This is a genomic window from Streptomyces sp. NBC_00009 (genome assembly GCF_045040855.1).
Classification (GTDB): domain Bacteria; phylum Actinomycetota; class Actinomycetes; order Streptomycetales; family Streptomycetaceae; genus Streptomyces; species Streptomyces aureus.
The window spans coordinates 1,740,920-1,754,979 of sequence record NZ_CP108312.1 but is presented as its reverse complement, the minus strand read 5'-3'; the positions used below and the strand labels follow the sequence as shown (position 1 = coordinate 1,754,979).

The following is a 14,060-nucleotide window of genomic DNA, read 5'->3' as shown; positions in this document are numbered from 1 at the left end:
CCTAACTTAGCCCTACCTTAGCGGATCGGCGAACTCGTCGTGGCGGCAGGATGCGGTGGAACGCGCACATATATGAAGGAGACTGTCGTGTCGGCGAACAGCTTCGACGCCCGCAGCACGCTGCGCGTGGGCGACGAGTCGTACGAGATCTTCAAGCTGGACAAGGTCGAGGGCTCCGCGCGCCTCCCTTACAGCCTGAAGGTTCTCCTTGAGAACCTGCTCCGCACCGAGGACGGCGCGAACATCACCGCCGACCACATCCGGGCGCTCGGCGGCTGGGACTCCCAGGCCCAGCCGTCCCAGGAGATCCAGTTCACGCCGGCCCGCGTGATCATGCAGGACTTCACCGGTGTGCCCTGTGTCGTGGACCTCGCCACCATGCGTGAGGCCGTGAAGGAGCTCGGCGGCGACCCGGCGAAGATCAACCCCCTCGCGCCGGCCGAGCTGGTCATCGACCACTCCGTCATCGCGGACAAGTTCGGCACCAACGACGCGTTCGCGCAGAACGTCGAGCTGGAGTACGGCCGCAACAAGGAGCGCTACCAGTTCCTGCGCTGGGGCCAGACCGCCTTCGACGAGTTCAAGGTCGTCCCCCCGGGCACCGGCATCGTCCACCAGGTCAACATCGAGCACCTGGCCCGTACGGTCATGGTCCGTAACGGCCAGGCCTACCCCGACACCCTCGTCGGCACCGACTCGCACACCACGATGGTCAACGGCCTCGGCGTCCTGGGCTGGGGCGTCGGCGGCATCGAGGCCGAGGCCGCGATGCTCGGCCAGCCGGTCTCGATGCTCATCCCGCGCGTCGTCGGCTTCAAGCTCACCGGTGAGCTCAAGCCCGGCACCACCGCCACGGACCTCGTGCTCACGATCACCGAGATGCTGCGCAAGCACGGCGTCGTCGGCAAGTTCGTCGAGTTCTACGGTGAGGGCGTCGCCGCCACCTCCCTGGCGAACCGCGCCACCATCGGCAACATGTCGCCGGAGTTCGGCTCCACCGCCGCGATCTTCCCGATCGACGACGAGACGCTGAAGTACCTGAAGCTGACGGGCCGTGACGCGCAGCAGGTCGCGCTCGTCGAGGCGTACGCCAAGGAGCAGGGCCTCTGGCTCGACCCGGCCGCCGAGCCCGACTTCTCCGAGAAGCTGGAGCTCGACCTCTCCACGGTCGTCCCCTCCATCGCCGGCCCGAAGCGCCCGCAGGACCGCATCGTCCTCGCGAACGCCGCGCAGCAGTTCGCCGTCGACGTGCGCAACTACGTCGTCGACGACGACGAGGCGGGCAAGGAGTCCTTCCCGGCCTCCGACTCCCCGGCGAACCACCCGAACGGCGGCCCGTCGAAGCCGGTCCAGGTGACCGCCCCCGACGGCTCGACGTACGAGATCGACCACGGCGCCGTCACCGTCGCCGCGATCACCTCCTGCACCAACACCTCGAACCCGTACGTGATGGTCGCCGCCGCGCTCGTCGCGAAGAAGGCCGTCGAGAAGGGCCTGACCCGCAAGCCGTGGGTCAAGACCACGCTCGCCCCGGGCTCGAAGGTCGTCACCGACTACTTCGACAAGGCCGGTCTGACGCCGTACCTGGACAAGGTCGGCTTCAACCTCGTCGGCTACGGCTGCACCACCTGCATCGGCAACTCGGGCCCGCTGCCCGAGGAGGTCTCGAAGGCGGTCAACGAGCACGACCTGGCGGTCACGTCGGTCCTGTCCGGCAACCGCAACTTCGAGGGCCGCATCAACCCCGACGTCAAGATGAACTACCTGGCGTCCCCGCCGCTGGTCGTCGCGTACGCCCTCGCCGGTTCGATGAAGGTCGACATCACCAAGGACGCCCTGGGTATCGACCAGGACGGCAAGCCGGTCTACCTCGCGGACATCTGGCCGACGGAGGCCGAGGTCAACGACGTCGTCGCCAACTCCATCGGCGAGGACATGTTCAACAAGTCCTACCAGGACGTCTTCGCGGGCGACGCCCAGTGGCAGGCCCTGTCGATCCCGACCGGCAACACCTTCGAGTGGGACACCGAGTCCACCTACGTCCGGAAGCCCCCGTACTTCGAGGGCATGACGATGGAGACCACCCCGGTCTCCGACATCACGGGCGCGCGCGTCCTTGCCAAGCTGGGCGACTCGGTCACCACCGACCACATCTCCCCGGCCGGTGCGATCAAGGCCGACACCCCGGCCGGCCAGTACCTCACGGAGCACGGCGTCCAGCGCCGGGACTTCAACTCCTACGGCTCGCGCCGTGGCAACCACGAGGTCATGATCCGCGGCACGTTCGCCAACATCCGCCTGCGCAACCAGATCGCGCCGGGCACCGAGGGCGGCTACACCCGCGACTTCACCGTCGAGGGTGCCCCGGTCTCCTTCATCTACGACGCCTCGCGCAACTACATCGAGCAGGGCACCCCGCTGGCCATCCTGGCCGGCAAGGAGTACGGCTCCGGTTCGTCCCGTGACTGGGCCGCCAAGGGCACCGCGCTCCTCGGCGTCAAGGCCGTCATCGCCGAGTCCTACGAGCGCATCCACCGCTCGAACCTCATCGGCATGGGCGTCCTGCCCCTCCAGTTCCCGGAGGGTGCGACCGCCGAGTCCCTCGGCCTGACCGGCGAGGAGACCTTCTCCTTCACCGGCGTCGAGGAGCTCAACAACGGCACCACGCCGCGCACGGTCAAGGTGACCACCGACACCGGTGTGGAGTTCGACGCGGTCGTCCGCATCGACACCCCCGGCGAGGCGGACTACTACCGCAACGGCGGCATCATGCAGTACGTGCTGCGCAGCCTGATCCGCAAGTAAGCGGTACGGCACAGCAGTTGAGGGCCGCATTCCCGATGTTCGGGGGTGCGGCCCTTCGCGTGGTTGATGTTGATCCCGGTTGCCGGTAACGTCGCGCTCTTCGCCGGTGTCGGCCGCGCGGAGTCCTCCGGTAGGTCACGTCGATGACCGAATCTCTCGTGCTCGACCCGTACGCGATGTGGCGCGACGCGCTCACCGAAGTGGACACCGCCTTCGCCTCGCCACCCGCGCTCGACCGTCCGGTCTGGGGCTGTACGCACTGCACCCCTGAGTCGGAGCTGCGGCTGCTCGGCGGCGACCCGGCCCAGGTGTCGGACGACCTCCTCGGCCACTTCATGCGCGAGGTGGCCAGCCACTGGGCAGAGGACCAGTACCCCGTCCTGTGGCGCCGCTTCATCCCCCGTGCCCTACGCATGTGGGGCCCGGACGGGGACGACACCGACCCGTCGTACGAGGTGGGACGCCTAGGAGCTGGCGGCGCCCGCTTCGCGGACTGGCCCGTGGCCGAGCGCGTCGCGGTCGAGCGTGCCTTCCGGGCGCTGCTGACCGTCGCGGTGACCAGCGGCCGCCCACATGAGTGGTGCACCGAACTGATCGAGGGGATCGCCCAGGCGACGGGGACCCTGGACCCCTGGCTGGACCACATCGTCGGCCTCGCAGGCCCCGAGGCCGACGCCGGCGTGGTCCGCCTCGCGACCGGCTGGGCCGTCGAACTCCTCTGGGGCGAGATGGAGTTCACCTGGTGGTACGACGGCGATCCGCAGCTCATCGCCCGCTGGCTCCCCGCCCTGCGCCCCCGCATCGAGGCCTTCGCCGCGCGGCACCCCCGCTGCAAGAACGCGTCCGACGCGCTGATCGGGCTCGACGCGCTTGAGGCCGGTGCCCGGAGTCCCTGGCTCTACCCGTACCACGAGGGGGCGGTTCAGGTGCCGCTGGCCAGGAACGCGGCCCAGGCTTCCGGGGCGACCGTGAAGTGAGGCCCCTCGGGGTTCTTGGAGTCACGGACGTGGACGGCGGTGGGGTGGGCGGCGACCTCTACGCATGCGCCGCCCTCGCTGCCGCTGTAGCTCGACTTCCGCCAGTCGTAGGCGACTTCGAGGCAGGCGCCGCCTTCGTCGCCGCTGTAGCTCGACTTGAACCAGTTCAGTGCGGTGCTCATTGCTCTCCTCGCAGCCGGTCCAGCAGGCCCTTGGACTGCTCGGGCGTCAGGGCCTGTGATCGCAGCATCGCATACTTGCGCGCCAGGATGGACACTTCGTCCGGGGCGGAAACCCACTGGCTGCCGCGCTGGGACTCGGTGTACGCGAGGTGCTGGTGGTCCGGTGTCTCCAGGAGGATGAAGGCGCCGTTGAGACCGGCGTGAGTCGGGGCGTCGAGCGGCAGGAACTGCAGTGTCAGGCCGGGGAGTTCGGCGCATACGCGTAGGTGGCGGAGCTGTTCGGAACGGGCCTGCGGCTCCAGATATGCGAGCTTGAGCGCGGCCTCCCAGACGACGAAGCTCAGCGTTGGCGGACACCTCCGGTGCAGGACCTCATGCCGCTGGACGCGACCCGCCGTCTTCGTCTCGATCTCGTCCTCGTCGTACGCGGGGACGCGGTTGCGCAGAACCGTGCGGGCGCACTCCTCGGTCTGGAGAATGCCGGGCACGGTCAGCACGTCGTACCAGGACAACGCGATGGCCTCCCGCTCATGCGCCATGTACTGCTCGGCGTACAACGGGAACTGATCGATCTCCGGCAGCCCGGCGACCGTGACCGCCAATGCCCCCTTGGTGTCCAGGAGTTGATCCATCTGTGCGGCCACGTCCGGCAACAGCGGCCGTCTGCCCTGCTCGTACGCCGCGATGGTGGACTCGGCGATCACCAGCCGCTCGCCGAGAGTCGCCTGCGTGAACCCGGCCGCCTTGCGGAACAGGGCGAGCAGATCACCGACCATCTTCATCGCCGACGGGTTCTTCGGCGGGCGCTTTCCGGGGCTCATGACGGTCAATCTCCCCGCCCCCACTCTCACTCGACCCCACTCAGACCCCGACAAAAGATCTGTCGGGGTTCACGTACTGCTCCCAGTGAATCACCGTGCGCAATATTCCCGCCCATGAAACCCGTGACCGACGAACCCTTCCGCGAGCACTTCTACCGCCGAGAACGGCAATCGGTCCCCGCCGCAAGGGAGTTCACGCGTGTGGCACTCGCCGACTGGGGCGTGACAGAGGAGCGGGCGGCCGACATCCTGCTCTGCGTCAGCGAACTCACCACCAACGCTCTCGTCCATGGCGTCCCGCCCGGCCGCGGCTTCCTCCTGCGTGTGCTGCCGTACGGGGACGGGGTCCGCGTAGAGGTCCACGACAGCGGCGACGGCGTGCCGGCCATACCGCGACCGGCGGCCGATGCCGAGGGTGGCCGGGGCCTACTCCTCGTAGAAGCGCTCGCGGACAAGTGGGGCGTGGGGGAGCGGGATCCCGGACAGGTGGTGTGGTGCGAACTGGGTATGGTCCGGCGTGCCCCCGCGGCGATGAGTTCTTGCGGCAGGGAGAGTCCTACCGATGTCACCGCAACCGCAGGAGGAACACGTGACGCAGCTGCTGAGGGTTCAGAACTTCAATGTCTCCAGTGACGGGTTCGGTGCGGGGGAGGGGCAGAGTCTGGAGCGGCCGTTCGGGCATGCCGATCCGGGGGAGATGTTCGCGTGGTGCGGTGCCACGGCGAGCTGGCCCATGCGCACCGATCCCGGGGGCAGCCGGGGCCTGGACGACTACCTTGTCCGCGATTACCACCGCAACATCGGCGCCGAGATCATGGGCCGCGGCAAGTTCGGGCCGCAGAAGGGGCCTTGGGAGGACCTGGAGTGGCAGGGTTGGTGGGGTGACGAACCGCCGTTCCACACGCCGGTGTTCGTCATGACCCACCACCTCCGGCCGTCGTTCACCCTGTCCGACACCACGTTCCACTTCGTGGACGGCGACCCGGCCACCGTCCTCGAACAGGCGAAGGCGGCGGCCGGGGGCAAGGACGTCCGGCTCGGCGGCGGGGCGAACGTGATCCGCCAGTTCCTCGACGCCGGCCTCGTCGACACCCTGCACGTGGCGGTCTCGCCGGTGAAGCTCGGATCGGGGTCGCGGCTGTGGGAGTCGCCCGACGAGCTGCGCGACCGCTTCCACGTGGACGTCGTGCCCAGCCCCGGCGGCAACGTGACGCACCACCTGTTCTGGCGGAAGTGAGCTGGTATTACGGGACCAGGCGGGCGTGAACTCCTCACGCCCGCCTGCCATTTCACCCGTTCACCCGCCGGCGTCAGTTCCGGTACCGGAAGATGATCCGGCCGCGCGTCAGGTCGTAGGGGCTGACCTCCACGAGTACCCGGTCGTACGGCAGGATCTTGATGTAGTTCTTCCGGATCTTGCCGCTGATGTGCGCGAGCACCTTGTGACCGCTCTTCAGTTCCACCTGGAACGTGGCGTTGCGCAGGCACTCGACGACGGTGCCCTCGATCTCGATACCGCGGTTCGTCTTCGTCATCAGTGAAGTACGACCTCCAGGTTGCTGCCGGCGCGCTCGGCGCCGAAGCTGTCGAAGAGGGCCGAGGCGGCCCGGTTGAGTTCGCTGACCTCGGCCGACGCCGTCCGGACCCCGGACCGGTGCAGGGAGCCGAGGACTTCGGCGAGGAGCGCCCGGGCGATGCCGCGGCGCTGCCGGTCGGCCCGGACCGCGATGAGGCCGATCCGTGGCTGCCGCGGCACCGGCGCCACCCGGAGCAGTCCCACGTACGCGCCGGACTTCACGTCCATCGCGACCGCGTACTTCGTCGGGTCCACGACGGTGGCGTCGTCCAGGCGTGGCAGCACCTCGGCCGGCATCTCCTGCCATCCGGCACGGGCGCCGACCTCGTCCCGGATCGTGCGGTCCAGCGTGCGCAGGGGGCCCTTGTCCGCCTCGCCGAGGGGAAGGATCCTCACGCCCGCCGGCGGATGTGCCGAGCCGAGTCCGGTGACCTGCGGGTCGGTGGGCAGGAAATACACCCACTCGCGGCGCCGGATCGTGAAACCGGCGCGCTCCCACTGGGACCTCAGGTCCTGGTCGGACTCGTCGACCATCGTGTACAGCGGCCTCGGAAGGTCCGCGAGCATGGCGTCGGCGAGCCGGGCGAACGCCGCGTCGTGCCAGGAGTCGATGCTGAGGAAGAGCCGTCCGTCGAGCCGCGGCCAGGCCTCACCGCGACCGACCACCTGGTCGTCTTCGAGTGCGTGCCACTGCCGGTCGGCGACGCGCGTGATCTCTGTTGTATCCATAGGTCTCTGCCTTTCGGGATCGCCTTGTCCAGGCGCTCCCGGGCGACCTATGTCAGCCGACCGACCGTGGGGACGAGAGGAGCACCCACATACGTACTGCGTTCATGGGTCTCACCTCCTCGGGCCGCGTCACGGTTCGTGCCAGACATTAGGCGGGCTGACGGTGCCGTGTCCACGTAATTAACGGCAGCGCCGCTGAGCTGCGAGGCTCAGCGGCGCTGTCAGGCGTACGGGGCTAGCCCAGCAGCTCCACCTCCGCCACCGTCGCGGCCCCACCGGTGAACACCAGCCGGTAGTGCTTGTACGTCCCCGGGGACGCGACCGAGAACGCCCGCGTCTGCTTGTCCCAGGCGAAGGACTCGCCTGACCGCTGGTCCAGCGTCTTCCACGACGTACCGTCGGCCGAGGCCTCCAGCTTCCAGCCCGCCGGGGCCTTCGCCTTGTCGTCCGACGTCAGCGTGTACTGCACGGCCTTCGCGCCGTCCGCGCCGACCGGCAGGTCCACCGACTCCGAACTCGCGCTCGTCGCCGAGGAGTTGTCGAACAGCGGACCCGAACCCGTGATGGCGTCCTTGCGCGGCGACGGCACCTTGTCGTCCTGCGTGATGGAGACCGGCGCCGCGTTCTTGCCCGTGCCCCACTTCGACGGCTTCGGGCCCATCGCGAACTCCAGGACCCCGCCCTTCGCGACGACCGAGTGCGGCAGCGACGTCGACGTCCAGTCCTTGCCGTTGACCTTCAGCCCCTGCACGTAGATGTTCTTCGCGCTGTTCTCGGGAGCCTTGACGACCAGGTCCTTGCCGTTCTCCAGGTGCAGCGTCATCTTCGTGAACTGCGGGGAGCCGATGGCGTATTCACCGCTGCCCATGACCAGCGGGTAGAAGCCGAGCGAGGAGAAGAGGTACCAGGCCGACTGCTCGCCGTTGTCCTCGTCGCCGTGGTAGCCCTGCCCGATCTCGCTGCCCGTGTAGAGCCGGGAGAGGACCTCGCGGACCTTCTCCTGCGTCTTGTACGGCTGGCCCGCCGCGTCGTACATGTACGTGATGTGGTGCGCCACCTGGTTCGAGTGGCCGTACATGCCCATCCGGACGTCACGCGCCTCCGTCATCTCGTGGATGACGCCGCCGTACGAGCCCGCGACGTCGTTGGACGCCGTCTCCGGGGTGGCGAAGAACGTGTCGAGCTTCTTGCCGAGGCCGTCGCGGCCGCCGTAGAGGTTGGCGAGCCCGCGCGAGTCCTGCGGGGCGGTGAAGGCGTAGCCCCAGGCGTTGGTCTCCGTGTAGTCGTAGCCCCAGATGCGCGGGTCGAACTTCGACGACTCGACGCGCCAGTCGCCCTTCTCGCTCTTGCCCTGGAAGAAGCCCGCCTTCGGGTCGAACATGTTCACGTAGTCGCGGGCCCGGTTGAGGAAGTACTCCGACTCCTCCTTGTAGTGCTTCTCGCCGGTCTTCTTGTAGAGGGCCTGGCCCATCTGCGCGATGCCGTAGTCGTTGAGGTAACCCTCAAGCGCCCAGGACAGTCCCTCGTGGGTGTCCGTGCTCGTGTAGCCGAGGAACGGCGACGTCTGCATTCCCTTGCGGCCCACGCCGGCCGCGGGCGGCACGACGCTCGCGTTCTTCAGAGCCGCCTTGTACGCGGCCTCCGCGTCGAACTTGACGCCCTTGACGTACGCGTCGGCGAACGCCACGTCCGACGACGTGCCGGTCATCAGGTCCGCGTAACCCGGTGAGGACCAGCGCGAGATCCAGCCGCCGTCCTTGTACTGCTGCACGAACCCGTCGACGAGCTCGCCCGCCTTCTTCGGCGTCAGGAGCGAGTACGCGGGCCAGGTCGTGCGGTACGTGTCCCAGAAGCCGTTGTTGACGTACGGCTTGCCGTCGACGATCTTCGCGCCGGTGTGGGTCGGGGTGTCCGGACCCGGCATCGGCGAGAACGGCGAGGCGTACTGGTACGTCGAACCGACCTTCTCGAAGCCCGAGTTGGGGTACAGGTACAGCCGGTACAGGGACGAGTAGAGGGTGGTGCGCTGGTCGGCCGTGGCGCCCTCCACCTCGACCTTGCCGAGGAGCTTGTCCCACTGCGCGCGGGCGCTGTCCCGCACGGAGGAGAACGACGACCCGGACGGCAGTTCCTGCGCGAGGTTCGCCTTCGCCTGGTCGATGCCGATCAGGGACGTCGCGAGGCGCAGGGTGACCGCCTTGTCGGCGCCCGGCTTGAAGCGGAGGTATCCCTTGGGGCCGGTGGAGTCGCCGCCGGTGACCGGGGTGTCGAAGACGCCGTAGACGAAGAGCCGGGTCGCGCCCGCGGAGAGCCCGGACTTCACGTCCGAGTAGCCGGTGACGATGCCCTTGTCCTTGTCGAGCGTGAGGCCCGCCTGGTCGGAGACGTTGTCGAAGATCACGCTCGCGTCGTCACCGGGGTAGGTGAAGCGCAGCATCGCCGCGTGGTCGGTCGGCGTCATCTCGGCCTTGAGGCCGTTCTCGAAGCGCACCCCGTAGTAGTAGGGGCGGGCCGTCTCGTTCTCGTGCTTGAACGGCAGCGCGCGGCCGGCGCGCGAGGTGTCCGGGGTGCCGGACGCCGCCGACGGCATCATCTGGAACGTCTGCCGGTCGCCCATCCAGGGGCTGGGCTCATGGCTGGCGCTGAACGCCTCCATCGTCGGCAGGTTGTCCGCGTTGTTGTCGCGGCTGTAGTCGTAGAGCCAGCTGAGCGAGCCGGCGTTGGTCACCGGCGTCCAGAAGTTGAAGCCATGGGGCACCGCGGTGGCCGGGAACGTGTTGCCGCGCGAGAAGCCGCCGCTGGAGTTCGTGCCGCGCGTCGTGACCGCGTAGTCCGACAGATGCGCCTTCGGCGGCTCCGGCTTCGCGGCCTTCAGCGCGATGTCGTCGACCCAGCCGCGGAACTTCGCCGGGCCCTTCGGCGAGTCGTACGCCACCAGGATCCGGTCGACGGTCTTGCCGGCCGCGACCGAGCCGATGGAGGAGGCGACGGCGTTCCACTGGTTGACGTAGAGCCGCTTGGCCGCGCCCTGGCCCTGCGGCGTCAGCAGCCCGCCGTTGCTGTCGGTGGCCTTCAGGTCGCTCAGATAGGTGCCGTCGGTGAAGGCGAGGTCCACGGAGACGTTCGTGGCGTCGTAGTCGCGGTCGCCGTCCGCCATCGACGGGAAGATCTTGTACGAGAGCTCCGTGTCACGGGCGACGGCCACGTCGACGTCGAAGACCTTGTTGTACGAGTACGCGCGCGAGTCCGCCTTGTGCGTGCCGGCGTAGCGCAGGGCCTTCTTGCCGGTGAAGCCCGCCCCCGCCTTGGCGGTGGGGGAGCCGCTGGGGCCCTTGTCCACGAGGGACAGCATGTCGTCGGGCGTGGGCGAGCCGGTGTCGGCGGTGGCCAGCTGGAGGTCGGCGAGCTGCGTGGCGTCGCCCGCACCGTTGTTCTTGGTGAACTCGATCCGGAAGTGCTGGTACTCGGCCGGGCTCTGGAGGTCGTACTTCTTGGTCTGGAAGCGGTCGGCGAAGCTCTCCCCGGTGCGGGCGTCGAGCGTCGTCCACTCCTTGCCGTCGGTGGAGCCCTTGAGGGTCCAGTCCTTCGGGTCGCGCTCGGCGTGATCGTTGGCCGAAGTCAGCGCGTACGTCGTGATCTTGGCCGGCGCGTCCAGGTCGTACTCGACCCAGGCGGTGGGGGTGAAAGCCAGCCACTTCGTGCTGGACTCGCCGTCGAGGAGGTTCTCCTTGGTTTCACCGCCGCCCGAGTTCTCGTCGCTGGCGCGGACCTCCGTGACATGGCTGTTGACATTGCCCGGAAATCCGCCGCTGTCACCACCATCGACCCCAGACGACCGTTTCGTTCCGTCTGTGGCGGTATCCACGGTGTTCAGCCAGGCCGGGGCTGGATCGCCCGTTTCGAACGAGGAGCTGAACTCGCGGTCGGCGTGCGGCCGTTGGTCGGGGGATGCGGCGGACGCTCCCTGACCGGCGGCGACGAGCGCGAGTGAGGCCGCCCCCAGGGCGGCCGTGGACCTGAGTCTGTGTCTGGATCTGCCATGCATGCGCGAGCACCCTCCCGGCGCGAGACAACGTTGTCAATTCGCAGCGCAAGGTCCAGTAGGGAGGTAAGTCGCCTGTGGTGTCAAGGGTGTTGGGCGCGGCGGGCGCGGCGGGCGGGACGAGAAGAGTGGCGCGACCATCCATTAAGCGAGGTCATCCGCCGTCCGGGGCGCGCATGGGCCGCTCATGGGTGCCTCATATATCCGAGAGGTCTCAACTCGGGAAAGAACGCCGTCCAAACCTGCATTCGATCTTGCCCAGTTGGAGTGAAGTGGACTATACCTGTCGGCGTCTGCTCAGCCGTTTTCACCGGCCGTGGACAGCGCGGGGGGATGGGGGAAACGGTGAGGCGCGTATCCGAGCGCCGTCGGCCGTGTGTTTCCGACCGATCCCGGCGTTTAGACATCAGGCACGACCCCAGCTTCACATCACCGCGGTGCCGGGGAGGATCCGGTTCACCGCCTGAGTCCTGGAGAAGGCGAGGACTTGAGCATGGGATCCACTTCCGCCCAGAACAACGGTGAGGGCTTCGGCCGTCGCGATCTGATCAAGCGGTCCGCCGCACTCGGTCTGGTCGCCGTTCCCACGATGAGCTTCCTGTCGGCCTGCGCGAGCAGCGACAGCGGTTCGGGGAACAAGGCCAAAAAGGGCAAGACGTCCAAGAAGAACCCGCTCGGCGTGAACGAGACCGCGCCGCTCGCGGTCACCATCTTCGACGGCGGCTTCGGCACGAAGTACGCCACGGATGCCAACGCCGAGTACAAGAAGGCGTTCCCCAAGGCCAAGATCCAGTTCCACGCGACCCAGAAGATCCAGTCGGAGCTCCAGCCGAAGTTCAACGGCGGCACGCCCCCCGACCTGATCGACAACTCGGGCGCCGAGCAGATGGACATGGGCGTCCTCGTCGGCAAGAAGCAGCTCACCGACCTGACCCCGCTCCTGGACGCGCCGTCGATCGACGACCCGTCGAAGAAGGTCCGCGACACTCTGCGCCCGGGCATCGTCGAGATGGGCCAGTTCGACGGCGACCCGGTCTGGATCATGTACTACGCGTACACGGTCTACGGCGTCTGGTACTCGCAGAAGGCCCTGGACGGCCTCGACGCGCAGTACCCGGAGACCTGGGACGACATGCTCGCCCTGTGTGCCAAGGCGAAGAAGAAGGGCATCGCCGGCTGGACGTACGCGGGCAAGTACCCGTACTACCTGCCGTTCTCGCTCTACCCCTTCATCGCCAAGATCGGCGGCCGCGAGGTTCTCGACAAGATCGACAACCTGGAGCCGAACGCCTGGAAGGACCCGGCCGTCAAGTCCGCCTTCGAGGCGTACTACGAGCTGTACAAGAAGGGCTACATCCTCAAGGGCACGCCCGGCATCGACCACATCCAGTCGCAGACCGCGTGGGCCAAGGGCAAGGCGCTGTTCATCCCGAACGGCTCCTGGGTCGAGAACGAGTCGGCGAAGGTCATCCCCGCCGACTTCCAGCTGTCGGTCGGCGCGCCCACCGGCCTCGACTCCAGCGACAAGATGCCCTTCGGCACCATCTGGGCCTCCGGCGGTGAGCCCTTCATCGTCCCGGCCAAGGCGAACAACGCCGAGGGTGGCATGGAGCAGCTGCGCATCATGCTCTCCGAGGCCTCCTCGAAGAACTTCACCTCCTCGGTCAAGTCGCTCACCGCCTTCAACGGCGGCACCGACGGAATCGAGCTGACCCCGGGCCTCAAGTCCGGTGTCGCGGCGCTCGAGAAGGCCGGCGACAACGTGGTCAACCCGCGCCTCCAGGACTGGTACGTCAAGCTCCAGAAGGAGCAGATCGGCGTCTCCGTCCTCGGCGAGATGATGGCGGGACGGCTGACCCCGGCCGAGGCCATCAAGAAGGCGCAGGGCTACGCGGACGCGGCCGCCAAGGACTCGTCCATCAAGCACTACAAGCACCAGTAAGAGCTCGTGCGCACGCGTCATCAGCGGCGGCACCCGCGAATCGATCGGGGTCGGTAAACCATGCAACACGGTAAGTACAGGTTCATTGTGGGGTTCCTGGTGGCCCCCTTGGCGATGTATGCAGTCTTCGTCATCTGGCCGTTCATCCAGTCCATCTACTATTCGTTCACGGACTGGACCGGTCTGAGCCCGGACTTCAAGATGGTCGGCTTCGCCAACTACAAGCGGATGTTCGAAGACGACGTCTTCTGGAAGTCTTTGCAGCACAGCGTGTTGCTGGCATTGCTGCTGCCGCTGGTGACGCTGGGCCTCGCGCTCTTCTTCGCCTTCATGCTCAATGTCGGTGGGCGGCGCCGGAAAGGCGCCGCCATCACCGGAGTACGCGGTTCGGGTTTCTACAAGATCGCGTATTTCTTCCCGCAGGTGCTTTCGATCGCGATCGTCGCCATCCTCTTCCGGTTCGCCTTCAACCCCAATGACGGCGTGATCAACGGGACGCTGAAGGCCATCGGTCTCGGCAGCATCCAGCCGAACTGGCTGGGCGACCCGAACTTCGCTCTGTGGTGCGTCATGGCCGTCCTCGTCTGGAGCACCGTCGGATTCTTCGTCGTGCTCTTCTCGGCCGGCATGGCGTCCATCCCGAAGGACTTCTACGAGGCGGCCCTGCTCGACGGCGCGAGCCGGTTCACCACCTTCTTCAAGATCACGCTGCCGCTGCTCTGGGACACCGTGCAGTCCGGCTGGGTCTACATGGGCATCCTGGCCCTCGGCGCGGAGGCCTTCGCCTCGGTGCAGATCATGACGGTGGGCCCCGGCGGCCCCGCGTACTCGACCACGGTTCTCCCGCTGTACGTCTACCAATCGGCGTTCCGCGACGCCAACGCTGCCTACGCAACAACGATCGGCGTCGCCCTGCTCATCGTCACGCTGCTCTTCGCGGCGATCGTGATGCGGCTCGGCCGGCGCGAGCGGCTGGAGTTCTGACC

At 67.6% G+C, this 14,060-nt stretch carries 10 protein-coding genes and 1 pseudogene; 6 read left to right on the top strand and 5 right to left on the bottom strand.

Annotated features, from left to right (window positions below):
* Positions 1-87: 87 nt before the first annotated feature.
* Positions 88-2,805: an aconitate hydratase AcnA gene (gene acnA, locus OHA58_RS07765; RefSeq protein ID WP_405477700.1), complete on the top strand. Its 2,718-nt coding sequence runs from the start codon at positions 88-90 to the stop codon at positions 2,803-2,805.
* Between the two features lie 143 nt (positions 2,806-2,948).
* On the top strand, positions 2,949-3,782 hold the full coding sequence (locus OHA58_RS07760; protein WP_405477698.1) for a hypothetical protein: 834 nt from the start codon (positions 2,949-2,951) through the stop codon (positions 3,780-3,782).
* Here the strand turns inward: OHA58_RS07760 and OHA58_RS07755 are convergent.
* Entirely contained in the window at positions 3,728-3,964 is a 237-nt protein-coding gene (locus OHA58_RS07755; protein ID WP_405477696.1) for a DUF397 domain-containing protein, read from the bottom strand. The two genes, OHA58_RS07760 and OHA58_RS07755, sit on opposite strands and share 55 nt — an antisense overlap.
* Positions 3,961-4,785, bottom strand: coding sequence for a Scr1 family TA system antitoxin-like transcriptional regulator (locus tag OHA58_RS07750; protein ID WP_405477694.1), 825 nt, complete (start codon positions 4,783-4,785; stop codon positions 3,961-3,963). The genes OHA58_RS07755 and OHA58_RS07750 overlap by 4 nt, the downstream gene beginning before the upstream one ends.
* Before the next feature lie 114 nt (positions 4,786-4,899).
* Between OHA58_RS07750 and OHA58_RS07745 the strand changes: the two are divergent.
* Both OHA58_RS07745 and OHA58_RS07740 read left to right on the top strand, forming a co-directional pair.
* Positions 4,900-5,295 (top strand): annotated as a pseudogene (locus OHA58_RS07745) (ATP-binding protein); the annotation flags it as partial.
* 79 nt (positions 5,296-5,374) lie between these two features.
* Complete coding sequence (locus OHA58_RS07740) at positions 5,375-6,022, top strand: dihydrofolate reductase family protein (RefSeq protein ID WP_405477692.1); 648 nt, start codon at positions 5,375-5,377, stop codon at positions 6,020-6,022.
* Positions 6,023-6,095: 73 nt separating this feature from the next.
* On the opposite strand, the gene infA is transcribed toward OHA58_RS07740, so the two are convergent.
* From infA to OHA58_RS07725, 3 genes are all read right to left on the bottom strand, one after another.
* On the bottom strand, positions 6,096-6,320 hold the full coding sequence (gene infA, locus OHA58_RS07735; protein ID WP_405477690.1) for a translation initiation factor IF-1: 225 nt from the start codon (positions 6,318-6,320) through the stop codon (positions 6,096-6,098).
* On the bottom strand, positions 6,320-7,090 hold the full coding sequence (locus OHA58_RS07730; protein WP_405477688.1) for a GNAT family N-acetyltransferase: 771 nt from the start codon (positions 7,088-7,090) through the stop codon (positions 6,320-6,322). Before OHA58_RS07730 ends, infA begins: the two co-directional genes overlap by 1 nt.
* A 235-nt stretch (positions 7,091-7,325) precedes the next feature.
* Positions 7,326-11,135, bottom strand: a complete 3,810-nt coding sequence (locus tag OHA58_RS07725; RefSeq protein WP_405477686.1) for a GH92 family glycosyl hydrolase — start codon at positions 11,133-11,135, stop codon at positions 7,326-7,328.
* 490 nt (positions 11,136-11,625) lie between these two features.
* Between OHA58_RS07725 and ngcE the strand changes: the two genes are divergently transcribed.
* Positions 11,626-13,074 (top strand): N-acetylglucosamine/diacetylchitobiose ABC transporter substrate-binding protein, encoded by a 1,449-nt coding sequence (gene ngcE / locus OHA58_RS07720; RefSeq protein WP_405477684.1) that lies wholly within the window; start codon positions 11,626-11,628, stop codon positions 13,072-13,074.
* Positions 13,075-13,134: 60 nt separating this feature from the next.
* Complete coding sequence (locus OHA58_RS07715; RefSeq protein WP_405477682.1) at positions 13,135-14,058, top strand: carbohydrate ABC transporter permease; 924 nt, start codon at positions 13,135-13,137, stop codon at positions 14,056-14,058.
* The last annotated feature ends 2 nt before the right edge of the window (positions 14,059-14,060 follow it).

Coding starts and splice junctions, on each gene's coding strand:
- ngcE (WP_405477684.1), top strand. CDS start 11,626: ATGGGATCCACTTCCGCCCAGAACAACGGTGAGGGCTTCGGCCGTCGC.
- OHA58_RS07730 (WP_405477688.1), bottom strand. CDS start 7,090: ATGGATACAACAGAGATCACGCGCGTCGCCGACCGGCAGTGGCACGCA.
- OHA58_RS07715 (WP_405477682.1), top strand. CDS start 13,135: ATGCAACACGGTAAGTACAGGTTCATTGTGGGGTTCCTGGTGGCCCCC.
- OHA58_RS07725 (WP_405477686.1), bottom strand. CDS start 11,135: ATGCATGGCAGATCCAGACACAGACTCAGGTCCACGGCCGCCCTGGGG.
- OHA58_RS07760 (WP_405477698.1), top strand. CDS start 2,949: ATGACCGAATCTCTCGTGCTCGACCCGTACGCGATGTGGCGCGACGCG.
- infA (WP_405477690.1), bottom strand. CDS start 6,320: ATGACGAAGACGAACCGCGGTATCGAGATCGAGGGCACCGTCGTCGAG.
- OHA58_RS07755 (WP_405477696.1), bottom strand. CDS start 3,964: ATGAGCACCGCACTGAACTGGTTCAAGTCGAGCTACAGCGGCGACGAA.
- OHA58_RS07750 (WP_405477694.1), bottom strand. CDS start 4,785: ATGAGCCCCGGAAAGCGCCCGCCGAAGAACCCGTCGGCGATGAAGATG.